At 72.1% G+C, this 22406-nt stretch carries 23 protein-coding genes; 12 read left to right on the forward strand and 11 right to left on the reverse strand.

Features of this window, described 5'->3' with window-relative positions; all coding sequences use genetic code 11:
* Positions 1-20: 20 nt before the first annotated feature.
* On the reverse strand, positions 21-2054 hold the full coding sequence (locus ACIA6A_RS36060; protein ID WP_396102516.1) for a GDSL-type esterase/lipase family protein: 2034 nt from the start codon (positions 2052-2054) through the stop codon (positions 21-23).
* 94 nt (positions 2055-2148) lie between these two features.
* On the opposite strand from ACIA6A_RS36060, the gene ACIA6A_RS36065 reads away from it, so the two are divergent.
* Both ACIA6A_RS36065 and ACIA6A_RS36070 read left to right on the forward strand, forming a co-directional pair.
* Positions 2149-4059, forward strand: a complete 1911-nt coding sequence (locus ACIA6A_RS36065; RefSeq protein ID WP_396102518.1) for a Xaa-Pro dipeptidyl-peptidase — start codon at positions 2149-2151, stop codon at positions 4057-4059.
* Between the two features lie 396 nt (positions 4060-4455).
* Positions 4456-4902, forward strand: a complete 447-nt coding sequence (locus ACIA6A_RS36070; protein WP_396102519.1) for a hypothetical protein — start codon at positions 4456-4458, stop codon at positions 4900-4902.
* Between the two features lie 113 nt (positions 4903-5015).
* On the opposite strand, the gene ACIA6A_RS36075 is transcribed toward ACIA6A_RS36070, so the two are convergent.
* From ACIA6A_RS36075 to ACIA6A_RS36090, 4 genes are read right to left on the reverse strand one after another with little or no spacing between them, the layout of a single operon-like run.
* A complete protein-coding gene (locus ACIA6A_RS36075) occupies positions 5016-6077 on the reverse strand; it encodes an ABC transporter ATP-binding protein (protein WP_396102521.1) in 1062 nt (353 codons plus the stop codon).
* Between the two features lie 10 nt (positions 6078-6087).
* A complete protein-coding gene (locus tag ACIA6A_RS36080; RefSeq protein WP_396102522.1) occupies positions 6088-6891 on the reverse strand; it encodes a carbohydrate ABC transporter permease in 804 nt (267 codons plus the stop codon).
* Positions 6891-7730 (reverse strand): carbohydrate ABC transporter permease, encoded by an 840-nt coding sequence (locus ACIA6A_RS36085; protein ID WP_396102524.1) that lies wholly within the window; start codon positions 7728-7730, stop codon positions 6891-6893. The genes ACIA6A_RS36080 and ACIA6A_RS36085 overlap by 1 nt, the downstream gene beginning before the upstream one ends.
* Complete coding sequence (locus ACIA6A_RS36090; RefSeq protein WP_396102525.1) at positions 7730-9058, reverse strand: ABC transporter substrate-binding protein; 1329 nt, start codon at positions 9056-9058, stop codon at positions 7730-7732. Before ACIA6A_RS36090 ends, ACIA6A_RS36085 begins: the two co-directional genes overlap by 1 nt.
* A 131-nt stretch (positions 9059-9189) precedes the next feature.
* Between ACIA6A_RS36090 and ACIA6A_RS36095 the strand changes: the two genes are divergently transcribed.
* A complete protein-coding gene (locus ACIA6A_RS36095; protein ID WP_396102526.1) occupies positions 9190-10191 on the forward strand; it encodes a methyl-accepting chemotaxis protein in 1002 nt (333 codons plus the stop codon).
* On the opposite strand, the gene ACIA6A_RS36100 is transcribed toward ACIA6A_RS36095, so the two are convergent.
* Positions 10188-10604 carry a phage holin family protein gene (locus tag ACIA6A_RS36100; RefSeq protein WP_396102527.1) on the reverse strand — a complete coding sequence of 139 codons (417 nt, stop codon included), beginning with the start codon at positions 10602-10604 and terminating at the stop codon, positions 10188-10190. The genes ACIA6A_RS36095 and ACIA6A_RS36100 overlap by 4 nt on opposite strands.
* Positions 10605-10636: 32 nt before the next feature.
* The gene (locus ACIA6A_RS36105; protein ID WP_396102528.1) at positions 10637-10864 is read right to left on the reverse strand and encodes a hypothetical protein; all 228 of its coding nucleotides are present in this window, start codon (positions 10862-10864) and stop codon (positions 10637-10639) included.
* A 1-nt stretch (position 10865) separates the two neighbouring features.
* Between ACIA6A_RS36105 and ACIA6A_RS36110 the strand changes: the two genes are divergently transcribed.
* Positions 10866-11615: an FAD-dependent oxidoreductase gene (locus ACIA6A_RS36110; RefSeq protein ID WP_396102529.1), complete on the forward strand. Its 750-nt coding sequence runs from the start codon at positions 10866-10868 to the stop codon at positions 11613-11615.
* Here the strand turns inward: ACIA6A_RS36110 and ACIA6A_RS36115 are convergent.
* Positions 11596-12573, reverse strand: coding sequence for a helix-turn-helix transcriptional regulator (locus ACIA6A_RS36115; RefSeq protein WP_396102530.1), 978 nt, complete (start codon positions 12571-12573; stop codon positions 11596-11598). The genes ACIA6A_RS36110 and ACIA6A_RS36115 overlap by 20 nt on opposite strands.
* Positions 12574-12650: 77 nt before the next feature.
* Between ACIA6A_RS36115 and ACIA6A_RS36120 the strand changes: the two genes are divergently transcribed.
* On the forward strand, positions 12651-13007 hold the full coding sequence (locus tag ACIA6A_RS36120) for a VOC family protein (protein WP_396102531.1): 357 nt from the start codon (positions 12651-12653) through the stop codon (positions 13005-13007).
* Positions 13008-13057: 50 nt separating this feature from the next.
* On the opposite strand, the gene ACIA6A_RS36125 is transcribed toward ACIA6A_RS36120, so the two are convergent.
* Positions 13058-14074, reverse strand: a complete 1017-nt coding sequence (locus ACIA6A_RS36125) for a LacI family DNA-binding transcriptional regulator (RefSeq protein ID WP_396102532.1) — start codon at positions 14072-14074, stop codon at positions 13058-13060.
* 89 nt (positions 14075-14163) lie between these two features.
* Here ACIA6A_RS36125 and ACIA6A_RS36130 point away from each other — a divergent pair, with 89 nt between their 5' ends.
* The 3 genes from ACIA6A_RS36130 to ACIA6A_RS36140 are packed head-to-tail and all read left to right on the forward strand — an operon-like array spanning position 14164 to position 17260.
* On the forward strand, positions 14164-15318 hold the full coding sequence (locus ACIA6A_RS36130) for a Gfo/Idh/MocA family protein (protein ID WP_396102533.1): 1155 nt from the start codon (positions 14164-14166) through the stop codon (positions 15316-15318).
* Complete coding sequence (locus ACIA6A_RS36135; RefSeq protein ID WP_396102534.1) at positions 15315-16460, forward strand: DUF993 family protein; 1146 nt, start codon at positions 15315-15317, stop codon at positions 16458-16460. Before ACIA6A_RS36130 ends, ACIA6A_RS36135 begins: the two co-directional genes overlap by 4 nt.
* Positions 16457-17260: a sugar phosphate isomerase/epimerase family protein gene (locus tag ACIA6A_RS36140; protein ID WP_396102535.1), complete on the forward strand. Its 804-nt coding sequence runs from the start codon at positions 16457-16459 to the stop codon at positions 17258-17260. The genes ACIA6A_RS36135 and ACIA6A_RS36140 overlap by 4 nt, the downstream gene beginning before the upstream one ends.
* A gap of 8 nt (positions 17261-17268) precedes the next feature.
* Here ACIA6A_RS36140 and ACIA6A_RS36145 read toward each other — a convergent pair whose 3' ends face one another.
* Positions 17269-17721, reverse strand: a complete 453-nt coding sequence (locus ACIA6A_RS36145; RefSeq protein ID WP_396102536.1) for a MarR family transcriptional regulator — start codon at positions 17719-17721, stop codon at positions 17269-17271.
* A 61-nt stretch (positions 17722-17782) separates the two neighbouring features.
* On the opposite strand from ACIA6A_RS36145, the gene ACIA6A_RS36150 reads away from it, so the two are divergent.
* The 4 genes from ACIA6A_RS36150 to ACIA6A_RS36165 all read left to right on the forward strand — a co-directional run bounded on the left by ACIA6A_RS36150 (position 17783) and on the right by ACIA6A_RS36165 (position 21270).
* On the forward strand, positions 17783-18967 hold the full coding sequence (locus tag ACIA6A_RS36150; RefSeq protein WP_396102537.1) for an FAD-dependent monooxygenase: 1185 nt from the start codon (positions 17783-17785) through the stop codon (positions 18965-18967).
* The gene (locus ACIA6A_RS36155; RefSeq protein WP_396102538.1) at positions 18964-19389 is read left to right on the forward strand and encodes a hypothetical protein; all 426 of its coding nucleotides are present in this window, start codon (positions 18964-18966) and stop codon (positions 19387-19389) included. The genes ACIA6A_RS36150 and ACIA6A_RS36155 overlap by 4 nt, the downstream gene beginning before the upstream one ends.
* Positions 19390-19581: 192 nt before the next feature.
* Entirely contained in the window at positions 19582-20400 is an 819-nt protein-coding gene (locus ACIA6A_RS36160) for a hypothetical protein (RefSeq protein ID WP_396102539.1), read from the forward strand.
* Positions 20401-20442: 42 nt separating this feature from the next.
* Positions 20443-21270 (forward strand): hypothetical protein, encoded by an 828-nt coding sequence (locus tag ACIA6A_RS36165; RefSeq protein ID WP_396102540.1) that lies wholly within the window; start codon positions 20443-20445, stop codon positions 21268-21270.
* A 188-nt stretch (positions 21271-21458) separates the two neighbouring features.
* Here ACIA6A_RS36165 and ACIA6A_RS36170 read toward each other — a convergent pair whose 3' ends face one another.
* On the reverse strand, positions 21459-22238 hold the full coding sequence (locus ACIA6A_RS36170; RefSeq protein WP_396102541.1) for a hypothetical protein: 780 nt from the start codon (positions 22236-22238) through the stop codon (positions 21459-21461).
* Positions 22239-22406 lie beyond the last annotated feature (168 nt).

The raw sequence follows: 22406 nt of genomic DNA on the forward strand, positions 1-22406 counted from the left end.
GAACCCGTGACCGATTCTGATCAGTCCACTTGATCTTCAGCCCGGTTCGCCGTACGGTCCGGGGTCATTTCTGATCTTCTTTTGGCCCGGTCGTCCGCCCTCGGCGGGGTGTTCCCGGCGTCCGCCCGCAGCGCGTGATGGTGGCGGCGGTCACCGAAGAACGCGACCGCGGCGAGCCAGACGCCCGCCAGGGCCACCAGGCCCATCCAGCCCTGGAGCAGGATCATGGCTCTGATCTGGCCTTTCGCCCACTGCATGCCCCGCGGCCGGCACCCCGCCGGGCTGGTGTCGAGCAGGTCGCACGGTGGGTCGACCCGTTCGACCGCGGCCCGGGTCTGCACCCCGTCGGCCGGGAACGCGGTCAATCTCGGTCGCATACCGTCCAGTTCCTGCGGCAACCAGGCCTGGAACGCCCGCAGCATCGCCGCGTGCCCGCGTTCGTTGGGATGCAGGCTGCTGTGCGACCAGTTCCTCGGGTTGAACCGCTGTTCCGCCACCCCGCGCACCGACCGGATGCCGATGAAGGTGAGGCCCGGCCGGCCCTGGTTGTCCGGGTCGCAGAGTTGCAGGTGCGCGTCGGCCAGGGCGTTCTGCATGCCGCCGAGATAGTAGAAACCGAACTCGTTCGCGGTCTGCGCCACCACCCGGTTGAGCCCGTCGGTCACGAACCGGTGCAGGAATTCCCGCTCCCGCCGGGCCAGCGAGACGTCCGCGCAGCGGCCGTCCAGATCGATCGGATCCGGGTACGGCACCACGACCACCGGCGTCCGCGGGAACAACGTGTCGAGTTGCCGATAGGTGTCGCGCAACCCGGCCCGCACCTGCGGGAGCGCGTCGGTCCACAGCCGCGACTCGTCGTCGCAGTTGCCGGGGGCCAGGCACATCAACCCGATCGTGGAGAACCCGGCGTCGTTGCCGCCGACACCGACCACGACCAGACTCGGGGTGTACGCGGGCCCGTAGTCCTGTAGGTACCGGTCGAGCTGGGTGCCCGCTTCCCCGGTCTGCGGCTCGGGATCCGGCGCGTCCGGGCGTACCGCAAGGGTGGGGGTCTGGATGTTCCTGGTCCGCGCCCGAGAGCAGGCCAGGAACTCGACCCGGCCGAACGGGCGCTGCTGCCCGGCGGCCGCCGCCCACGCGGTGGGGGAGCGCCGGCACTGGTTGCCGCCACCCTCGTCGGTGCCGCGATAGTAGGTCGACGCGCCCTCGCCGGACAGGTAGGAATCACCGAACGCCACCATCAGCCGCCGCCCGTCCCGCTGCGGGCGCATCTGCTCCGGCTGGTCGGCCGGGATCGGGGTGACCCCGAGCAGCGCGATGACACTCATGGCGAACGCGATGTCCGCCTGGGTCATGGAGGTCAGCGCCACGATCAGCAGCGCCAGCACGAGCAGCGCGCCGAGCAGCCACGGGGACCGGGTCAGCCACCACAGGAGACCGGCCGCGAGCAGGAAGGCGGCGGTGCCGGCGAGCCCGGTCCGGAGCCGGTGCGGCGGCGGCGCGGCACCCAGGCGGCGGACCGCGGCCTCGGAGAACAGCGCGAGACCCAGCGGGATCAGGCCGAGCAGCGCGACGCCGAGCAGCACCACTTCGAGGACCACCCAGACCGTGCCGGAGCCGGCGCCCAGCACGAGCACACCCAGCGCGGCCAGGAGCGCGCCGCCGCCGAGCAGGCCCAGGGCGAGCGCGAGGCGGCGGTCCTCGGCCAGGGGACCCTGCCGCACCCGGGTGATCGCGGAACCGGCCACGAAATACAGGACCAGGATCCCGAGCATGGCGGTCCCGGCGCTGTGCCAGAAGGCGTACGAGACGACGAGCGCGACCGCCACGGCGAGCAGGACCCGGGCGGTGCGCCGGGAGATCAGCCACTGCTCATGATCGAGGCTGTCGTAGTACTGGCCCCGGATCCACAGTGTCGCGGCGATGACGAACAGGGTGAAGAAGACCTGAATCGTCAGCGACGGGGAACCGGAGCGGGCGAAGATCAGCAGCAGCGCGAGGGCGGCCGCGAACACCGCCGTCCGGCGGGCCGGTCCATGATCCTTACCGGTCATCGCAACGTCCTTTCGATTATCCACAGGTCGCCCCCGCCAATCGACGCCGGACGATAGGCTAGGGCATCGATCCCCCTCTGGAGGTGTGGCCGGTATGCGAAGCCCTCGACGTGGCCCGGCGGCCCCGGCCCGGCGGCTGGCCGCCGTCGTGGCGGGGCTGGCGACGATCGTCCCCGCCTCCGCGGCGGTCGCGGCGCCGTCCGGTGCGGCACCGGCACCGGCTGTCACCGCCGCGGGCACCCAGCCGGTCCACGGCTACGCCCAGGCGATCCGGGAACGGGTGTGGGTGCAGGTCCCGGTGGACAGCGACGCCGACGGCCGGCCCGACCGGGTGGCGGTGCGGATCATCCGGCCGCGGGACTCCGGACCGGGCCTCAAGGTGCCGGTGATCTTCCAGGCGAGCCCGTATTACGCGGGGCTCAACGACGTACCGAATCATGACGACATCGACCGCGACGCCGCCGGGGCGCGCCGTGACGGGTCTCCCGGCACCGGCCGGGCCGCCGAGACCGTGGTCTTCTCCGGCTACCTGGACAACTACTTCGTGCCCCGCGGCTACGCGGTGGTCTTCGCCGACAGCCTCGGCAGCGGCGGCTCCACCGGCTGCCCGACCTCCGGCGGCCGCAACGAGACCCTGGGCATGAAGGCCGTCGTCGACTGGCTCAACGGCCGGGCCCGGGGCGTCGACGAGGCCGGCGCGCCCGCCCGCGCGAGCTGGTCCACCGGCCGCACCGGCATGATCGGCGTCTCCTACAACGGCACGCTGCCCAACGCGGTCGCCGCGACGGGCGTCCGCGGCCTCGAGACCATCGTGCCGATCGCGGGCATCTCCAGCTGGTACGACTACTACCGCGCCAACGGTGGCGTGGTCGCGCCCGGCGGCTACCAGGGCGAGGACACCGACGTGCTCGCGAAAGCCGTGCTCACCCGGGAGAATCCCGAGGTCTGCGCGGGCGTGACTGCCGCCCTGGAACACGACCAGGACCGCGCGACGGGCGACTACAACGCGTTCTGGGCCGAGCGTGACTACGTGCGCGACGCCGCGAGGGTCCGGGCCAGCGTCCTGCTGGTGCACGGCCTGCACGACGACAACGTCCGCACCCTGAACGCCGGCCGGTGGTGGGACGCGCTGGCCCGCAACCACGTCCCCCGCAAGATCTGGCTGCACCAGGCCGGCCACACCGACCCGTTCAACGTACGCCGCGACGTCTGGCTCGACACCCTGCACCGCTGGTTCGACCAGTGGCTCTACCGCATCGACACCGGCATCATGAAGGACCCGGTCGCCGACGTCGAGGTCGCCCCGAACGTCTGGCGCACCGCCAGGACATGGCCGGTCCCCGGGACGAGGCCCACCACCCTCGCCCTGGGCGGCCCCGCCCCCGACGGCCGCCCCGGCACGCTGCGGTCCCGGCCCGGCCCTCCCGGCGGCCGGCAGACGTTCGTGGATGATCCTTCCCGGACAACCGCGGACCTGGCCGCCGACGGCATGTCCGCCGACCCCAACCGTCTCGCCTACCTCTCCGAGCCCCTGACCCGGGAGACCCGTCTGTCCGGCACCCCGCGGATCACCGTCCGCGCCGACCTGGACGGCAGATCGCCCTACCTGACCGCGCTGCTGGTCGACTACGGCACCGCCGAGCGGTACGCCGGCCTGCGCTCACTGTCCACCCAGGACTGTGTCGGCCCCGGCATCCCCGAGGACCCGGGCTGCTTCAACCAGCGCGTCCACGTCACCGCCACCACCGCGTCGGAGATCGTCACCCAGGGCTGGCTCGACGTCCGCAACCGCTTCTCGGCGGCGGTCACCACCCCGGTGAGCGCGGGCCGCCCGTACACCTTCCACTGGAACCTCCAGACCCAGGACCACGTCTTCGCCCCGGGCCACCGCATCGGCGTCATCATCCTGAGCACCGACCGCGACCACACCCTGCGCTACGCCCCCGGCACCGAGGTCGGCCTCCGCCTCGGCGTCTCCCAGGTGGTCCTGCCCCTGTCCTCCTGACCCCGGGTCTGCGCGGCCCCGCTCATCCTGGTGGGCCGGGGCGCGGCGCCGATCCCTGAGCCGGGCGGGGCCGTTGTCCGGGTCGGACCCAGCGCTGGACGAAGGAGAGAGCCACGTCGCAGCCCTAGCGCCGGCCACTGCCGACAACAAGGCGGGTCCGACCGCGGCGTCCTGTTCGCGACGCCGGAACCCGCCGGGATCCGCACCCGGGATCCGCACCCGGGCCCAGCGCCGGCCCCAGCACTGAACCTGGATCGGGCCTGGATCGGGCCCGGGACCGCGGGCATCACCCGTTCCGGGCCCGGTTCGACGCGGAGCCACCGCCTCCTGCCCGCGCACTGCACACCGGGCCCGATGACGGCCGTGTCCATGCACGTCCTGGCCTCCGCGTAGGGCATGCGACGGTCGCTCGGGCCCGCCGTAGGCGACGGTCCGGCCGCACTCATCGACCGTGGCCGCGCGGGCTTCACCGGCCGTCCGTGCCTGGACCCGGCGACGCCGCGTCCGGTGCCGGCCCGGCCGCGGGCCGCGATGCGGGGGACCGGCGGGGACGCGGTCGTGTTCGAGGACGACATGACCGGGTGGGGGATTTTCTGGACCGGATCGGCGGCGGCGAGCCGCTGGAGTTCGCGGGGGCTCCACGTCGCGGCGACCGACGGTGGTGCCACGCTGCTGCCGTGGTGGCGTTCCTCGAGCGGATGGTGGACGCCGTCGCCGACGCCGAGCCCGGATTCGCTCATCGGTGCCCGGGAGACGTTGCGGGGCTACTCGTGGCTGACGCTGGTCCCCGCCGCGCTGGTAACCGGGGGCGGTGCTGCTGCGGGCGACCGGGCACTTCCGTGACTACGGCGACGCGGAAGCGGCCCGGCTGTTCGCGACTCTGCGCGACGTCCTGCCTCCGGGCACCCGGAGCTCGGCTTTCCGGAGGCAGGCGGACGTACCGGGCCGGTGAGGCGTCAGGTCAGGGCCAGGGCGGTCTCCGGGTCGAAGAAACGCAGCGCCGCGGGTGGGAACGTCAGCCGGATCCGGTCGCCCGGGGCCGCCCGGAACGTCGCGGCGGTCTGCACCTTCAGTTCACCACCGGCCCATCGTACGGTCAGCAGGATGGCCGACCCGGTCGGTTCCGCGACCTCGACCTCGGCCGGGATGTCGCCGTCGGCGGCGATGGTGATGTTCTCGGCGCGGATCCCGGCCAGGATCTTCCGGTCCGGCCAGCTCGACAACGCGGCGGGGGCGGGCAGGGACTGATCGTCGACGACCAGGCGTCCGTCGTGGACGGTCGCGGTGAAGAAGTTCATCGGGGGAGCGCCCAGGAAGCTGCCCACGAACTGTTCGCCCGGGCGGTCGTAGACGTCGAGGGGGGCGCCGATCTGGGCGATCCGGCCGTCGCGCATGACCGCCACCCGGTCGCCGAGGCTCATGGCCTCGGCCTGGTCGTGGGTGACGTACAGCGTGGTGGTGCCGAGCCGGGAGACGATCTTCTTGAGTTCGGCGCGGAACTGCATGCGCAGCAGCGCGTCGAGGTTCGACAGGGGTTCGTCCATGAGCAGGACGTCGGCGTCGACGGTGATGGCCCGGGCGACCGCCACCCGCTGGCGCTGGCCGCCGGAGAGTTGGGCGGGGTACCGGTCGAGGTGGTCGGTGAGGTCGAGGAGTTCCGCGGCCCGGTCGACGCGGGTGTTCCATTCCTTCTTGTCGACCTTGCGCATGGTCAGGCCGAAGCCGATGTTCTGGCGGACCTTGAGGTGCGGGAAGATCGCGTAGGACTGGAACACCATGGACAGGCCCCGGTCGCGGGCCGGCAGCGCGGTCACGTCGCGCCCGGCGATGGTGACCGTGCCGCTGTCCGGGGTCTCCAGCCCGGCGACCATGCGCAGCAGCGTGGTCTTGCCGCAGCCGCTCGGGCCGACCAGCACGAGGAATTCGCCGTCGGCCACGTCCAGGGATATGTCGTCGGTCGCGCGGCGGCGGCCCGACGGGTACGTCTTGACGAGGTTGCTGACTGTCACACCGGCCATGCGGACGTCCTTATCTGAGCGTGGTTCCCCACATGTTGAGCAGGTAGCGGCGGGCCACCGCGATGAAGATCAGGGCCGGCACCACCAGGGCGAGGCCACCGGCGAAGCGGAACGCGAGGGGGGAGTCGGCGAGCGTGGCGAGGACCTGGGCGGGCAGGGTGCGGCGGTTGAGGGTGAGGATGCTCGCGCCGAGGACCTCGTTCCAGGACAGGACGAACGTGAACATCGCGGAGGCGGCGATGCCGGGCAGGGCCTGGGGTACGACGACCCGGATGAACGCCGCCAGCGGGCTCGCGCCGAAGATCATGGCGGCCTCCTCCTGTTCCCGGGACACGCCGAGGAAGATGGCGGAGGTGATCAGGATCGTGGTCGGCAGCGCGAGCGCCGTGTGCAGCAGCGTCACGCCGTACGTGGTGTCGTAGAGCCCGGTGTCCAGGAAGATCCGGGCCAGCGGCACGGACAGCACCACGATCGGCAGCGCCCGGGTGAGCAGCAGCGCGAGCTGGTACGCGTCGCGCCCCCGGAACGCGTAACGGGACATGGCGTAGCCCGCGGGCAGCCCGATGAGCAGCGACAGCGCCACCGTGCTCAGCCCGATGGTGAGCGAGTTGAGCAGGCCGCCGACGATGCCGGTCGACTGCAGGAACGTCGTCATCGTCTCGCCGGACAGCGAGGTCGGCAGCAGCGACAGCGGGAATGCGTTGAGCGACGCGCGGCTCGACAGCGCGGCGAGCGTGATGAGGTACAGCGGGACGCCCATGAACGCGGTGATGACGACGCAGGCGAGCTGCACCAGGACCCGGTTGCGCGACATCAGCGGGCCTCCGGGGAGCGCATGAGCCGCAGGTATCCGACCGCGGCCACAATGGACAGCACCAGCACCACCAGCGCGATGGCGGTGGCGACGTTCGGGTTCTGCAGCTGGTAGTACCACTGGTAGGTCTCGCCGACCAGCAGCGGGAAGTTGCGCCCGGTCAGCGCCTGGGCCACCGCGAACGCCTCCAGCGCGAGGATGGTGCGCAGGATCAGCGCCACCTGCAGGCTGGGCCGCAGCTGGGGCAGGATCACGTGCCGGACCCGTTGCCAGTACGTGGCGCCGAACACCGCGGCCGCCTCGTCGTAGTCGCGGGGCACGCCCTGCAACCCGGCGATGACGATGACGAAGACCAGCGACGTGGCCCGCCACAGCTCGGCGACGACCACGGCGAGGAACATCGTGCCTGGGTTCTCGAACGACAGCCACGCGTAGGTGCCCAGGCCGAGGCTGTCGAGCACCGAGTTGAGGTAACCGCGGTCGGTGAAGATCGACAGCCAGACCAGCCCGGCGGCCAGGTCACTGATCGCCAGCGGCACGACCCAGATGTAGAAGTGGAACCCGGCGAAGCGCGGGCGTTCGCGCATCAGCAACGCCATGACCACGGCGAGGACGAACTGCAACGGGATGAGTACGACGATGAGCAGCGCCGTGTTCCGGGTCGCCTCCCAGAAGTACGGGTCGTCGGCCATCCTTCGTACATAGGTGGTGGTCGGTCCGTCGGGCCCGGAGAACGCCTGCGTGACGCCCGCGATCAGCGGCCAGAGGAACAGGGCGGCCATGAAGACGATCGAGGGCGCGATGAGCAGCAGCGCCGCCGGCGGGCGGGTCCGGCGCATCAGGCCGCCCGGCAGTTCTCGCCGACCGGGTCCGGCTTCCAGCAGGGGATCTTCAGCTCGTCCATGATCTTGTTGAGCTCCCCGGCCTGGGCGTCGAGGACCTGCTGGACCGGTTTGCCGTCGAGGCAGATCTCCTTGAAGCAGTTCTTGAAGATCTGGCCGACCTCGCCGTCGCGGGCGCCGAGCCCGACCGGCGGCAGCGACAGGATCGCGTTCGGTGCCTCCCGCTGGGCCCTGATCGCCGCGGCCGCGAGCGCGATGGCCGGCGGTAGGTCGGAGGGGATCGCGACGTTCGTGACCGGGAAGAACGCGTTCTGCCGCAGCACGTCGAGCTGCACCTCGGGGGTGGTCAGCGCCTTCAGGACGTCCTTGGCCTTGTCCGTCTCGGGGGCGCCCTTCGGGATGCCGAGCCCGGCCAGCACCAGCATGTAACCGAGGCCCTTGGGGCCGCTCGGTGCCGGCACCATCAGCCAGTCGTCCGGCTTGTCGGCCGGGGCGCCGACCAGGCGGGCCACGTGGTCGAAGCCGATCAGCACCTCGCCGCGCTGCAGCGGTTCCTGCAGGTTGTCGTAGTTGGTGGAGCCGCGGGAGGTCTGCGCCCAGAGCTGCTTCATGTATTCCCACGCGGCCGCCGCGTCCGGGCTCCGGAACGTGGTGATCTGCCCGCCGGTGAAGCTCGGCAGCAGGAAGCCCTGGAAGAAGCGGTGGTAGAGGCCCTTGGGGCCGGCCGGGATCCCGAGGATCGGCTTGCCGGTGGCCTGCTGCCCGGCCGTGGTCCACGCCAGGAGCTGGTCGTAGGTGAGTTTCTGCACGTCGGCGCCGCTCGGCAGCCACTCCAGAGCCTTCTTGTGCACCGCGAGCACATAGCTGGCCTGCATCCACGGGATGTACTTCGTGGTGGTGCCGCCGAGTTTCGCGAGCTCGGTCAGCTCCGCGGCGAAACCGCGGTCGGCGAGGCCGGCGAGCACGTCGTCGAGATCGATCAACCTCTCGGCGTGCTGCGCCAGGTCACCGTGCAGCGCACCGACGGCGCTGACCTGCACCTTGCCGGCGTCGACCTGGGTCTGCAGGGTGGAGGCGAAGATACCGGTCTCGACCTGGTTGAACGCGACCTTCTCGCCGGTCACCCGGGCCTGCAGGATCTTCTCGAAGCGCTGCTTCTCCTCGACCGGGCTGAACTGGTTGGACATCAGCGTCACCGAGCCGGCGCCGCCGTCCGCACCGCTGGTGGAGACGCCCCCGCACGCGCTGAGCAGCGGCGCCGCGGCGACCCCGGCCCCGAGCGCGAGCAGGGAACGACGACTCAGTCCTCTGTGGTCTCCGATCATGACCACAATCTATGTGAGGTCCGGCGATTGCGCGCGTGTTACGTCATCGAACCGATAGGTCACAAAGCCTGCAGCGGCCGCCGATCCTGCCGATACGGCTGGTCACAGGGACAACAGGGAGCTGAGCGACCGTGGCTTTTGGCAGGAAAACGCGCGATGAGCAGACGGCCGCGGCCGAGCGGGCCGAGGTCTCGGTGGCCGACCAGGTCCGGGCCGAGCTGGAAGCCGTGCACCGGCAGCTGGCGGAGCTGGAGGCCGCCCGCAACGACGAGGCGGAACGTTTCACGCTGATGACCGAGGCCGCCGGCATCGGGCTGTGGGACATGGATGTCGTCGCGCACGACCCGGTCAATCCGAACAACCCGTTCCAGTGGTCCCAGGAGTTCCGCCGCATGCTGGGATTTCGGGACGAATCGGACTTCCCGAACATCCTGAGCAGCTGGGCCTCGCGGCTGCACCCCGAGGACGCGCAGCCCACCGTCGACGCGTTCCTGGGTCACCTGAACGACCGCACCGGCCGGACGCCCTACAACGTCGAGTACCGCCTGCAGCTCAAGAACGGCGACTACCGCTGGTTCGTCGCCACCGGGGCGACGAAGCGGGACGGCACCGGTCGGGCGCTGCGGGTCGCCGGCGGCCTGCGCGACATCGACAACGAGAAGCAGCTCATGGAGCGCAGCGAGTCCCAGCTGCGCCAGCTCGCGTCGTCCACCACCCAGCTGGCCGGCGTGAGCACCGATCTGACCAGCTCGGTCGACGCCGCGGTGGCCCGGGCGACGACCGCCGCGCAGACAATCGCCGCCCTGGACGCCAGCAGCGCCAAGATCGGTGAGGTGGTGAAGCTGATCACCGGCATCGCGTCGCAGACCAACCTGCTCGCGCTCAACGCCACCATCGAGGCGGCCCGCGCGGGCGAGGCCGGCCGCGGGTTCGCGGTCGTCGCGCACGAGGTCAAGGAGCTGGCCACGGAGACCGGCCGGGCCACCGAGAGCATCTCCGAACAGGTCCAGGGGATCCGCGCCCAGACCAGCGACGCGGTCCGCAGCATCCAGGAGATCGAGGCGGCGATGCAGACCCTCACGTCGACCCAGCGTGCGATCGACGACCTGGTCCAGGGTCACCAGATGGCTTAGTGCCTCGCTGCCCGCTTCACCGCTTCGACGTCCTGCTTCGTGCTGTCGACGGCGGCGGTCGGCGCGGGCGGCACGGCCTGCTGGACCTGCTTCCTGCCGAGCAGTGCGGCGACCCCGGCGATGACGAACACCAGCACGGTGACCGTCAGGGCCGCCAGCCACGCGGGCCACACAAGCGCGAGCGCCGCACCGGCCGTGAGCAGCAGCGCGCCGACACCGTAGAGGGCGAGCACGCCGGCACCACCCAGCAGCCCGGCGCCGGTCCCGGCCCGTTTCCCCTTCTCCACCATCTCGGTACGGGCGAGCGCGAGCTCCTCGCGTACGAGTTCGGAGACCTGGGCGCTCATCCTGCTGACAAGGTCGCCGGTCGAAGCCTCCTGGTGCCCGTCCAGATGTGTCCGTGTATCCGTCATGCTCTCTGCGTACCCGTCCTGAGCAGCGGTAATCACTCACCACCCGATAGCGTGGCGATCCCGGCGAGGATGAGGTCGACGCCGGCGAGGAACTGCGCGCGGTCGTCGTGGTCGCGCAGCCGGTCCGCGAGGCCGCGGACGAACGGGAACTCCCGCGGGTCGAGGGCCGCCCACGTCGCCGCCACCTCGCCGAGGGACCTGCGGCAGCTGCTGCTCGACTCGCTCCCGGCCGGCACCGTCGCCTGGGGGCACCGGGTCACCGTGGTCCGCCCGTACGGTGACGGCCGGCACGAACTCACCTTCGCCGACGGCACCACCGTGCCGACCACCCTGCTGGTCGGGGCGGACGGTGCCTGGTCCCGGGTCCGGCCGCTGGTGTCCGGCGCGCGACCCGCGTACGCCGGCACGTCCTTCGTCGAGACCTACCTGTTCGACGCCGACGAGCGGCACCCGGCGAGCGCGGCGGCGGTCGGCACCGGCGCGATGATGGCGGTCACCCCCGGCAAGAGTATCCAGGCGCACCGCGAGGCCGGCGGCGTCCTGCACACGTACGTCGCGCTCACCCGGCCGGCGGCGTGGTTCGACGGCATCGACTTCTCCGACGCCGGTGCGGCGGGCGCGCGGATCGCCGCGGAGTTCGAGGGCTGGGCGCCGGAGCTCACCGCCCTGATCACCGACGGGGAGACGCCGCCGGTGCATCGTGCGATCCACACCCTGCCGATCGGGCACCGGTGGGACCGGGTGCCGGGAGTGACGCTGCTCGGCGACGCCGCCCACCTCATGCCCCCGAACGGGGAAGGCGCCAACCTGGCCATGTTCGACGGCGCGCAACTCGCCGGCGCCATCGCCGCCCACCCCGGCGACGTGGAGGCAGCACTGACCGCCTATGAGCGGGAACTCTTCCCCCGGGGCGCCGACGAGGCCGTCGAGGCGGTCCGTGACTTCGACATCTGTTTCGGCGACAAGACCCCCGGCAGCGTCATCGGCCTGTTCACCGGTCAGGGGCGGTGAGGCCGCCCGCGGCGTTCAGCAGGCGGCCGGCGAGGGCGGTGACAAGGTCGTTGAGCTCGGCCGGGCGCTCGATGGTGAACGGCCGGTCGAGGGACGCGAGCAGGGCCGGCAGCCAGTCGAGGCGTTCGGTGCGGAGCTCGACGCGCTGCCGGCCCCCGGCCGACGCGACGATGGTGGCGAGGCTCGCGGGCAGCACCGCGCGGATCTGCTCGGGTGTGCCCTGGATGTGCAGGGTGACCTCGTACCGGTACGGGGCCCGGGCGATGCCGGCGAGCACGCGCTGGGCGGGATCGAGGTCCGGGGGCGGGATGAACGAGCCGGGCAGCGGGCGGGCGTCCGCGATCCGGTCCAGCCGGAACGTACGGTCCTCGCCGATCCCCGGGTCCGCGCCCGTCACGTACCAGCGGCCCTCGTGCGCGACCACACCGTAGGGGTGCAGGGTACGGGCGCTCGGCCGGCCGTGGCGGTCGGCGTAGCGGATCGCGACCGGCTGACGGGCGCGGACCGCCGCGGCCAGGGTGAGCAGGACCGCGCTGTCCGGTGCGGGCGTGCGCGGGGGAGAGCCGGTGAAGCTGATCGAGGCGAGCACCGCGTCGATCCGGCGGGCGAGCCGGGCGGGCAGGACCCGGCGGATCTTCGCGGTGGCGGTCTCGTTGGCGGTGCCGTCGGCGGTCAGCAGCCCGGTGCGGCGACCGGCGATCAGGCCGAGCAGCACGGACAGGGCCTCGTCGTCGGTGAGCATGAGCGGCGGGATCCGGCTGCCGGGGCCGAGCCGGTAGCCGCCGTAACGCCCGCGGACCGACTCGACCGGGACGTCGAGGTCGATCAGGTGCTGCACGTAACGGCGCACGGTGCGTTCGTCGACGCCGAGCCGGTCGGCGAGCTCGGCCCGGGTGCGGATGCCGCCGGACTGGAGCAGTTCGAGCAGCGTCAGGACGCGGGCGGTGGGCCGGACCACATGATCTCCGATAGTAGGGCCACATCATCTCCCATAGTGGGCGGATTCTGTCCCCTATTGATTCTACGGTTGCCGGCATGGATCTTGTTTCGGCACGCATCATCACGCAGGACGTCGCCCGGCTCGTCGCTTTCTACGAGAAGGCGACCGGCACCGTGGCGCAGTGGGCGAACCCGGAGTTCGCCAAGCTCACCGTCGGCTCGGCCACGCTCGCGATCGGCAGTACCCGGACCGTCCCGGGCCTGGCCGAGCCCGGCGGGAGCGGCCCGGTGATCATCGAATTCCTCGTCGACGACGTGGACGCGGCCCGGCAGCGACGGGGCGACGTCATCACGGACGTGGTCTACGAGCCCACCACGATGCCGTGGGGCAACCGGTCGCTGCTGTTCCGCGACCCCGACGGCAACCTCGTCAACTTCTTCCGGCCGCTCTGACGCGAGCGGGCCGGCGGGAAGGCGGGCCGGTCAGGTGGGGGGCGGGGCGGTCAGGTGGGGGGCGGGGCGGTGCTGCCACGCAGGACCAGCTCCGCCTCGACGTGTTCGATGTGCGGGTCGCCGCCGCGGCCCCGCAGGGCGAGGGACATGGCTCGGACGCCGATGTCCTCCAGGGGGAGGCGGACCGTGCTCAGCGGTGGGGTCACGTCCACCGAGATGGGCATGTCGTCGAAGCCGATGAGGCTGATCCGGCCGGGCACGTCGATGCGCTGTTCGCGCAGGTAGGCGAGCGCGCCGACGGCCATGGAGTCGTTGAGGGCGGCGATCGCGGTGAGCGTGGGGTCGCGGGCCAGCAGGTGGGCGGCCGCCGCGTGGCCGCCGGTGCGGTCGAAGTCGGCGTACTCGATGTGGCGGTCGGTCAGGTCGTGGCCGTGCTCGCGGGCCGCGGCGCGCAGGCCGGTGAGGCGGTCGGCGGTGGTGGTGAGGTGCCGGGGGCCGGCGATCACGCCGATGGTGGTGTGGCCGAGGCGGTACAGCGCGTCGGCGGCGAGGCGCCCGCCGTGCTCGTTGGCCGGGACGATGGCGTCGCCGGCGTGCTCGTGGCGGCCGATGACCGCGACCCGGCCGCCGGTGCTCTCGAAGACACGCAGTTTGCGGTCGAGGCGCCGGGTGGTCTCCGGGTCGATGTATCCGGAGCCGGCGAGCACGACCGCGGCGGTGCGGTGGGCGTGCAGCAGGTCCACATAGGCCAGCTCGCGTTCCGGGTCGCGGTAGCTGTTGCAGATGATGACCAGCCGGCCGTGCTCGGTGGCGACGCGTTGCAGGCCGCGGGTGATCTCGGCGAAGTAGGGGTCGGAGACGTCGTGGACGATCACCCCGACCGCGCTGTTGTGGGCCCGGGCCAGCTGCTGCGCGTTGGCGTTGGGCACGAACTCGAGCTCGGCGACGGCGGCCAGCACCCGCTCGCGCAGGGCCTCGGCCACCGGTTTGGGGCTGTTGTTGATGATGCGCGAGACGGTGGCGGTGGACACCCCCGCACGCCGCGCGACGTCCGCCAGAGTCGCCACCCGCCCAGACTAGCCGAACCAGCTCTTGAGGTTGGGGCACGCCTGTCGGTAATGTGCCAGGAAAGCGCTTACCTCAGGGGGTACGGTTCATGACCACTCGGGTTCCCGTCGGGATCGTGCTCAACGGCGTGACCGGCCGCATGGGTTACCGTCAGCACCTGGTCCGCTCGTTGCTGGCGATCCGCGAGGCCGGGGGAGTGCCCCTGCGCGACGGCACGCTGCTCTGGCCCGAGCTGCTGCTCGTCGGCCGCAGCGAGGCCAAGCTGCGCGACATCGCCACCCGGCACGGGCTGACCGACTGGACCACCGACCTGGGTGCGGCGCTGGCCCGCCCGGACATGGCGGTCTACTTCGACGCCCAGGTCACCAGCGAGCGGGAGAAGGCCATCGGGCTGGCCATCGCCGCCGGCAAGCACATCTACACCGAGAAGCCCACCGCCACGACGCTGCACGGCGCGATCGAGCTGGCCCGGGCCGCCGACGCCGCCGGCCTGCGGCACGGCGTCGTGCAGGACAAACTCTTCCTGCCCGGCCTGCGCAAGCTCCAGCGCCTGGTGGACGCCGGCTTCTTCGGCAAGATCCTCTCGGTACGCGGTGAGTTCGGTTACTGGGTCTTCGAGGGCGACTGGCAGCAGGCCCAGCGCCCGAGCTGGAACTACCGGTCGGCCGACGGCGGCGGCATCGTGGTCGACATGTTCCCGCACTGGCACTACGTGCTGGAGCAGATCTTCGCCCCGGTGCGGGCGGTCACCGCCCACGTCACGACGCACATCCCGCGCCGGTGGGACGAGCGGGGCGAGGCCTACGAGGCGACCGCGGACGACGCGGCGTACGCGATCTTCGAACTGGAGGGTGGCGTCGTCGCCCAGATCAACTCGTCGTGGGCCGTGCGGGTCAATCGCGACGAGCTGGTGGAGTTCCAGGTGGACGGCACCGAGGGCAGCGCCGTCGCGGGCCTGCGTAACTGCCGGATCCAGCACCGGGCCACCACCCCGAAGCCGGTGTGGAACCCGGACCTGCCGGTCGGGCACTCGTTCCGCGACCAGTGGCAGGAGGTCCCGGACAACGAGGACTTCGACAACGGGTTCAAGGCCCAGTGGGAGATGTTCCTGCGGCACATCGCGCAGGACGCCCCGTACACCTGGGACCTGTGGGCCGGGGCGCGCGGCGTGCAACTCGCCGAGCTGGGTCTGCAATCGGCCCGTGAGGGTCGCCGCATCGAGCTGCCGGAGCTGGAGCGATGAGCGTCGAACTCCCCGACGGAGGCTTCAGCTTCACCGGTGCGGGCGCGCAGTGGGCCGCTCCCGGTGGGCGGTTCACCGGCCGGATCGGGTACGCGGCCGCGCACGTGGTCGCCGACCCGCTCGCCGAGAACGTCCCCGGCGCCGCACCCGCCCCGGACTGGGAGGCCACGCTGGCGTTCCGGCGGCACCTGTGGTCGTACGGCTTCGGGGTCGCCGAGGCGATGGACACCGCGCAGCGCGGCATGGGCCTGGACTATCCCGCCGCCCGCGAGCTGATCCACCGCTCGGCGCGCGAGGCCGCGGCGGTCGGCGGCAGCATCGCGGCGGGTGTCGCCACCGACCAGCTGCCGGCCGGCCCGGCCACCCCCGACGAGATCCACAAGGCGTACGCGGAGCAGCTCACCGACGTCCAGCAGGCGGGCGCGGTGCCGGTCCTCATGTGCAGCCGCCATCTGGCTGCCACCGGCGCGGGCTCCGGGCAGTACCTCGATCTGTACGGACGACTGCTCGCCGAGACCAGCACACCGGTGATCCTGCACTGGCTCGGACCGGCGTTCGACCCGCTGCTGACCGGCTACTGGGGATCGGACGACCCGGCGCGCGCGGCGGACACCGTCCTCGAGCTGATCGCCGCGCACCCCGGGCGGGTCGACGGGATCAAGCTGTCCCTGCTCGACCTCGACTTCGAGGTCGCGCTGCGCCGCCGGCTGCCGGCCGGGGTGCGCCTCTACACCGGCGACGACTTCAACTATCCGGCGCTGATCCGCGGCGACGAGCAGGGTTACTCCGACGCTCTGCTGGGCGTGCTGGCCGCGATCGCCGCGCCGGCCGCGGCCGCGTTACGGGCGCTCGACGACGGTGAGCTCACGGCGTACGAGGAGATCCTGACCCCGACCGTGACCCTGGCGCGCCACCTGTTCGCGGCCCCCACCTGGTTCTACAAGACCGGGATCGCGTTCCTGGCCTGGCTGGGCGGCCACCAGGACCATTTCACGATGATCGCGGGCGCGCAGAGCGGCCGGTCGCCGCTGCACCTCGCCCGGCTGATCCGGCTCGCCGACGCGGCCGGTGTGCTGCCCGACGCCGACCTGGCGTCCCGGCGGGCCCGGGCGTGGGCGATCACGGCGGGGGTCACGGCGTGAACCGGTTCTCGCTCAACCAGGCCACCACCCGCGGCTGGCCGTTGCCGGAGCTCGCCGCCGGCTGCGTCGCGCAGGGCGTCACCCAGGTCGGGCTGTGGCGCGAGGAGGTCCAGGAGTTCGGTGTCGCCCGGACGGCCACGCTCCTGCGCTCGTTCGGGTTGTCGGTGACCTCGCTGTGCCGCGGCGGTTTCTTCGACCGCCCCGACTGGCTGCTCTCGAACCGCCAGGCCATCGACGAGGCGTACGACCTGGGCGCACCGGCCCTCGTCCTCGTCTCCGGGGGCCTGCCCGCCGGCAGCCGTGACGTGGACGGCGCCCGCGCCCACATCGGCGACGCGATCGGCGAGCTCGTGCCCTACGCGCTGGCCGCCGGTGTGCGGCTGGCGATCGAGCCGCTGCACCCGATGTTCTGCTCGGACCGCTGCGTCGTGTCGACGCTGGGCCAGGCCCTCGACCTGGCCCGGCCCCATCCGGCCGAGGCGGTGGGGGTCGTCGTGGACACCTACCACCTGTGGTGGGACGACACGGTGTGGGCGCAGATCGCCCGCGCCGGGGCCGAGGGCCGGATCGCCAGTTTCCAGGTCGCGGACTGGATCACCCCGCTGCCGGCCGGGGTGCTGCTCGGCCGGGGCCTGCCCGGCACCGGCTGCGTGGAGCTGCGCCGCTTCCGCGAAGCGGTCGACGCGACCGGTTTCACCGGCCCGATCGAGGTCGAGGTCTTCAACGAACAGGTCTGGGCCCGCCCCGGCGCCGAGATCCTCACCGACACCCTCGAGGGCTACCGCAAGCACGTCCTCTGACCCGCGGGCTATTTCCCGGCCGTGCGGGAGACGGCCTCGAAGGCGGCTTTCGCGCCGGTGAGGAAGCGCAGGACCACGTCGCGTTCGGCCGGGGTGAGGCCGGCGTCCAGGACGGCCAGGGCGGCCAGCATGGGCCGCAGGTGGCCGATGATCTCCGCGCGCCCGGATTCGGTCACGTGGATCTCCAGGCGGCGGCGGTCGGTCGGGTGCTTGCGGCGCTCGACGTGGGCGTGGCGTTCCAGGCGGTCGACCACGCCGGTCGAGGCCGCGGTGCTGATGTCGAGCAGCCGGGCCAGCTCGCTCGGTGTCGACGGGGACTCGACCAGGCGTTGCAGCGCGTCCAGCTCCGTCTCGCTCAGCCCGGCCCGCCGCGAGAGCGTGTGCCGCAGCCGCACCGACTCGGTCACGAGCTCGCTCACCGCGGTCATGGTGAGCGGCAGCGGGTTGTCGAACGCGTCCATTCTATTTCACCTCCTTAGTTGCTAAGCTGCTTAGCGAAATGCCCGACGTCGGGAGTGTCGCATGAAAGTCCTGATCTCCGGGGCCGGTATCGCCGGGCCGGCCGCCGCCTACTGGTTGCACCGCTACGGCGGGGACGTGACCGTCGTGGAGAGCGCGCCCGCGTTGCGCGCCTCCGGGCAGAACGTCGACGTCCGCGGGGCCGGGCGGCAGGTAACACGTCACATGGGTATCGAACACCAGATCGCCGCGGCCTCCACCGGCGAGGTCGGCACCCGCTTCGTCGACACCCACGGGCGGACGGTCGCGGAATTCCCGGCCGGCACCACCGACAGCGGCGGCGCCACCGCCGAGCTGGAGATCGTCCGTGGTCAGCTCGCCCGGATCCTGGTCGACCTGCCCGGCGACGCCGTCACCTACCGCTACGGCGACCGGATCGAGAACCTCACCCAGGACGACGACGGGGTCACCGCGACGTTCCGGCACGCGCCGCCCGAGCGCTACGACATCGTGATCCTCGCCGAGGGGATCAACTCGCGCACCCGGGGCACGGTCTTCGGCGACCAGGTCCGGATCCGCGACCTCGGCCAGTACAACGCGTACGGGACCATCGCCCGCACCCCCGGCGACGACCGGTGGTGGCGGTGGTACCCGGCGGGCCGGGGCCGGGCGGTCACCCTGCGCCCCGACAACGTCGGCACGACCCGGGCCACCCTGTCGTTCCTGTCCCCACCGCGCGGCTACGAACGCCTCGACCCCGCCGGCCAGCTCGCTGTGCTGCGCGAACGGTTCGCCGGCGCCGGCTGGCAGGCCCAGCGGGTCCTCGACGGCCTCACCGGCGATCTCTACCTCGAACGGGCCGCCCAGATCCACTGCCCGTCCTGGTCCCGGGGCCGGGTCGTGCTGCTCGGCGACGCGGCCTGCTGCGCCTCCCCGATCAGCGGCATGGGCACGAGCCTCGCGCTGACCGGCGCCTACGTCCTCGCCGGCGAACTCGCCATCCACGACGATCACCGCCGGGCACTCACCTCGTACGAGACGCTGCTGCGGCCGTACGTGCGAAAAGCGCAGCAGCTGCCACCCGGCGCACCCCGCATCGCCAACCCGAGGAGCGCTCTGGGCGTGCGGGCGCTGCGCACGGCCCTGCGGCTGGCGGCCAGCCGCCCGGCCCGCCGCCTCGGCGACCGGCTCTTCACCCCACCGGCCGACGCGATCACCCTCCCCGAGTACGCCGGCCGGGTGTCATGAGGACGGCGACCGGGATCACCGCGACCGACGTCGTGCGCGAACACGCCCGGCGGGTCCTCGAGGCGCCCTTCCGCGCCGACCAGGCCCGCCGGGACCGCGCCGACGACCTCGCCCGCCGCGGCTACCGCATCGTCACCGGCGGCCGCACGTCGGCGTCCACCTGGGAGGTCCGGGACTGGCGCACCGGTGACCTCATCGTGGCCGGCACCCGCGCCGACGTGGCCCGGCTGGACCCGGGCGGCACGTGGTACCACGCCGACAACCTGTACGCCGACGTCCCGGTCCCGGACGTGTCGACGCCGGGACTGCCGCCCTCGCTCGCCCGGGTCGTCGAGGACTGGCTGGCTCACCCCGCGACCCCCGACGAGGAGATCGCCGAGTTCGTCGGCTGGACCGTCGCCAGGGTCCGCGAGCACCGCTGACAGGGTGCCGCGAGGTGGTCGGCGGCGGACGGGAAACCGTGCCCTCCGTCACCGCACCCGACGACCCGCCGGGCCCAGCCCCCGGCCGCGCGCATGACGGCGGCGTCGGGTCCGGGCCGTCCGGCGCGGCCTCACGGGCCCGGTTTCGGCGACGTCGCGCTCACCCTGGTGTTCAGCGGCGATGATCTGTTCATGGATGCCGCGTTGCTGGCCGAGTTCGACCGGCTGAGGGACTACCGGACCGCCTCGGGGTGGAACGAGCTCGTGCGGGTCTGCGAGGCCCTCGCGGTCGCCGGGTGGGGGGACCGGGCGCCGGTCGAGGCCGTCGCCGAACGGTGGATCGACGGCTCGTTCTACACGGAACTGCGGGACCAGCGGTTCCGGGTGGTCGACGGATCCGCGCACCGCTGGTCCCGGCGTGGCGGCGGCTTCGTGCGCGAGGGCGGGCCGGACGTGGTCACCGCCACCGAACTGCACACGCAGCGGATCCTGCCGGCGAAGAACCCGGTCAGGTTCGTGCGCTCCGGCAACGTCCAGGGCGAGGCCGCGACGTTCGTCGCCGAGCTGCGGCGGCTGCGCGACGTGCTGGACGACCGCCTGGCGCGGCCTTACGGGCCGGGTTTCGGCTACGTCGCACTCACGCTCGCGTTCAGCCATCCGTACGACGGCCCGGGTCTCGCCACCGAATACTTCCACGACGAGATCGGCCCGCCCGCCGCGCCGGACGCGAGACCGTTCGTGCGTCCACGGCTGGCGATCGGCCGGCTGACCACCCGCCGCGGCGAGGTGGTGCTGCCGGTCACCCGGCACTACACCGACGCCGAGGCCCGCGCTGATCTCGCCTGGCAGACGGCGGACTTCGCCACGGATGTGCACACGATCCTCGACGGTCTCGCGGTCAAGCTCCGGCGCCGGGCGCCGCGATACCGGGTCGCCGACCTGAGCGCGGACGTACGCGAGATCCTGGGGCCCGTCGGTGGTGCACGGGCCGTCAGTCCTGGGCCGGGCTAGGACCCGGTCGGCGGCTGGGTCTTCTGCACCGGGGCCGCCGAGATGCGCAACGGCCGCGCCCCGGCCACCCCGCACCGGCTGAACCTGTTCGACGGCGCGAGCGGGAACGCCGTACCGCTGCGGGATCTGAGCTCGCCCGGCGCGCCTGGCGATCCCAACCGGGTCGACCTGCGGTTCGGCACGGACCGGTCCGGCGAGCTCTATCTTCTGGCCAAGGCCAACGGCAAGATCTGGAAGGTGACCGGTACGAAGACCTTCGCCGCGGCGTCTGCAGGAACGACCACGGTGCACCGCACGATGCGCGCATCCAGCTGGACGCCGGTGACACCGGCCAAGTGGCAGTTCACCGGTTCCGAGGTGATCCTCGCGGAGGCGGGCACGGAACGGCCCGGCCCGCGCCGGCCGTTCGAGTACGCGATCCTGACCACGGGCCCGGAGCTGACCTCGGCCGACATCAAGGCCGAGGTGCGTCTCGACGAGGAGGTCGAGATCACCAACCGGGACGTCATCATCGTGTTCGGCTGGCGTTCGGACACCGAGTTCTATTACGCGCACCTGTCGACGGACAACACCATCTATCCGCACAACGGCATCTTCAAAGTGAACAACGCCGACCGTGAACGTATCGACCATCAGTGGAACGGTCGCTCACGGGGCGCCAACCCGGCGATCATCGACAAACAATGGCATGACGTACGGGTGAAGCATCTCTCCGCCACCGGCGAGATCGCGGTCTACGTCGACGGTTCCACGGACCCGCTGATGACGGCCCGTGACACGACGTTCGGTTCCGGCCGGGTCGGTTTCGGCTCGTTCGACAACATCGGGCGTCTGCGCGATCTCACGGTGACCGGCACCCCGGCCGCCTGAGCCTCCGGTGTCGTTCCGGCTGCCACGGGGAGCCGGAACGACACCGGTCGCTACCGCCCTGGACTGCGGAAACGTTCGCGCCCACGGTGACAGACAAAGCCGCCGTGCCCGCGATCCGGGTCGGCCATCGCGGCCATCGCGGCCATCGCGGCCATCCCGCCAGGTCGGCCTGCTGCCGGCCCGAGGTCCTACCGCTGCTCCGCCGGGAAGGGCGGTGCGGCGGCGGCGAGGCGGTCCCATTCGGCGGCACCACCGGGCAGTGGCCACGCGCGGGTCCGGGCCGCGAGTGGCGGAAGACCGGCGAGGTGGAGTCGCAGCGAACGATGGGCGGCCTCCGCACCGGGTACGCCGAGGGTGACCTGCTCCGCCGCCCGGTCCAGCGCGGTCTGCTGATACGCCGTTGCCCGCCGGGCCTCATCGGGCTCCAGTACGTATTCGGTGGCGAGCACGAGTACGGCGGGGCGCATACCCTCGGCCTGCGCGGCGACCAGGCGATCGTGCCCGTCCAGCAGCAGGTACCCGTCGAGGCCGGTGACGCTCCACAGCAGCAGCGGCGGGAGCGAACCCTCCCGCGCGTCCGCCGGGCCGGACAGCGGTCGCAGCGGCACCGTGCCATGCCATCCGGCACCGAACCAGTCGAGCGTGGTGGCCGGCCATTCCCGTACGAGATCATGGCCCAGCCTGCCCTCCGACAAGCACCAGCGTCCCGCGTACAGCGGCCCGATGTCGGATTCGCGCAACCACCCGGCGAACCGCTGCTCCCAGCCGGCCACCGTCACCCGCCGCGCGTCATCCGCTCGTAGCGGCGGTAGCGGCGACCGGTAGCCGCCCGTCCGGACCAGCTCGACGTCGTAGTTGTGCGGATGCACGCGGGCGAGCAGTATCACGCGTTCACTTTGCCGAACGAGCATCCGCCGTCCGCTCGCCACCTCGAAGCGCAGGCCGGGCGTGCGACGGGTGACGTCCATCGGGGCAGCCTATAGGTGGTCCTGCTCAGGGCGGCAAGCTCAGGCCGGCAAGCTGAGGCCGGCAAGCTGAGGCCGGCAAGCTGAGGCCGGCAAGCTCAGGGCGGCAAGCTGAGGCCGGCAAGCTGAAGCCGGCAAGCTCAGGGCGGCAAGCTCAGGGCGAGCGGTGTG

Source organism: Actinoplanes sp. NPDC051494 (genome assembly GCF_044454705.1).
Taxonomy (GTDB): domain Bacteria; phylum Actinomycetota; class Actinomycetes; order Mycobacteriales; family Micromonosporaceae; genus Actinoplanes.

Bases quoted from the DNA above. Each gene is read 5' to 3' on its own strand.
- ACIA6A_RS36135 (WP_396102534.1), top strand. From the start codon at position 15,315: ATGAGCGTCGAACTCCCCGACGGAGGCTTCAGCTTCACCGGTGCGGGC.
- ACIA6A_RS36155 (WP_396102538.1), top strand. From the start codon at position 18,964: ATGAGGACGGCGACCGGGATCACCGCGACCGACGTCGTGCGCGAACAC.
- ACIA6A_RS36090 (WP_396102525.1), bottom strand. From the start codon at position 9,058: ATGATCGGAGACCACAGAGGACTGAGTCGTCGTTCCCTGCTCGCGCTC.
- ACIA6A_RS36075 (WP_396102521.1), bottom strand. From the start codon at position 6,077: ATGGCCGGTGTGACAGTCAGCAACCTCGTCAAGACGTACCCGTCGGGC.
- ACIA6A_RS36170 (WP_396102541.1), bottom strand. From the start codon at position 22,238: ATGGACGTCACCCGTCGCACGCCCGGCCTGCGCTTCGAGGTGGCGAGC.
- ACIA6A_RS36085 (WP_396102524.1), bottom strand. From the start codon at position 7,730: ATGCGCCGGACCCGCCCGCCGGCGGCGCTGCTGCTCATCGCGCCCTCG.
- ACIA6A_RS36165 (WP_396102540.1), top strand. From the start codon at position 20,443: ATGCGCAACGGCCGCGCCCCGGCCACCCCGCACCGGCTGAACCTGTTC.
- ACIA6A_RS36080 (WP_396102522.1), bottom strand. From the start codon at position 6,891: ATGTCGCGCAACCGGGTCCTGGTGCAGCTCGCCTGCGTCGTCATCACC.
- ACIA6A_RS36100 (WP_396102527.1), bottom strand. From the start codon at position 10,604: ATGACGGATACACGGACACATCTGGACGGGCACCAGGAGGCTTCGACC.
- ACIA6A_RS36065 (WP_396102518.1), top strand. From the start codon at position 2,149: ATGCGAAGCCCTCGACGTGGCCCGGCGGCCCCGGCCCGGCGGCTGGCC.
- ACIA6A_RS36160 (WP_396102539.1), top strand. From the start codon at position 19,582: ATGGATGCCGCGTTGCTGGCCGAGTTCGACCGGCTGAGGGACTACCGG.
- ACIA6A_RS36150 (WP_396102537.1), top strand. From the start codon at position 17,783: ATGAAAGTCCTGATCTCCGGGGCCGGTATCGCCGGGCCGGCCGCCGCC.
- ACIA6A_RS36060 (WP_396102516.1), bottom strand. From the start codon at position 2,054: ATGACCGGTAAGGATCATGGACCGGCCCGCCGGACGGCGGTGTTCGCG.
- ACIA6A_RS36130 (WP_396102533.1), top strand. From the start codon at position 14,164: ATGACCACTCGGGTTCCCGTCGGGATCGTGCTCAACGGCGTGACCGGC.
- ACIA6A_RS36120 (WP_396102531.1), top strand. From the start codon at position 12,651: ATGGATCTTGTTTCGGCACGCATCATCACGCAGGACGTCGCCCGGCTC.
- ACIA6A_RS36070 (WP_396102519.1), top strand. From the start codon at position 4,456: ATGCGACGGTCGCTCGGGCCCGCCGTAGGCGACGGTCCGGCCGCACTC.
- ACIA6A_RS36145 (WP_396102536.1), bottom strand. From the start codon at position 17,721: ATGGACGCGTTCGACAACCCGCTGCCGCTCACCATGACCGCGGTGAGC.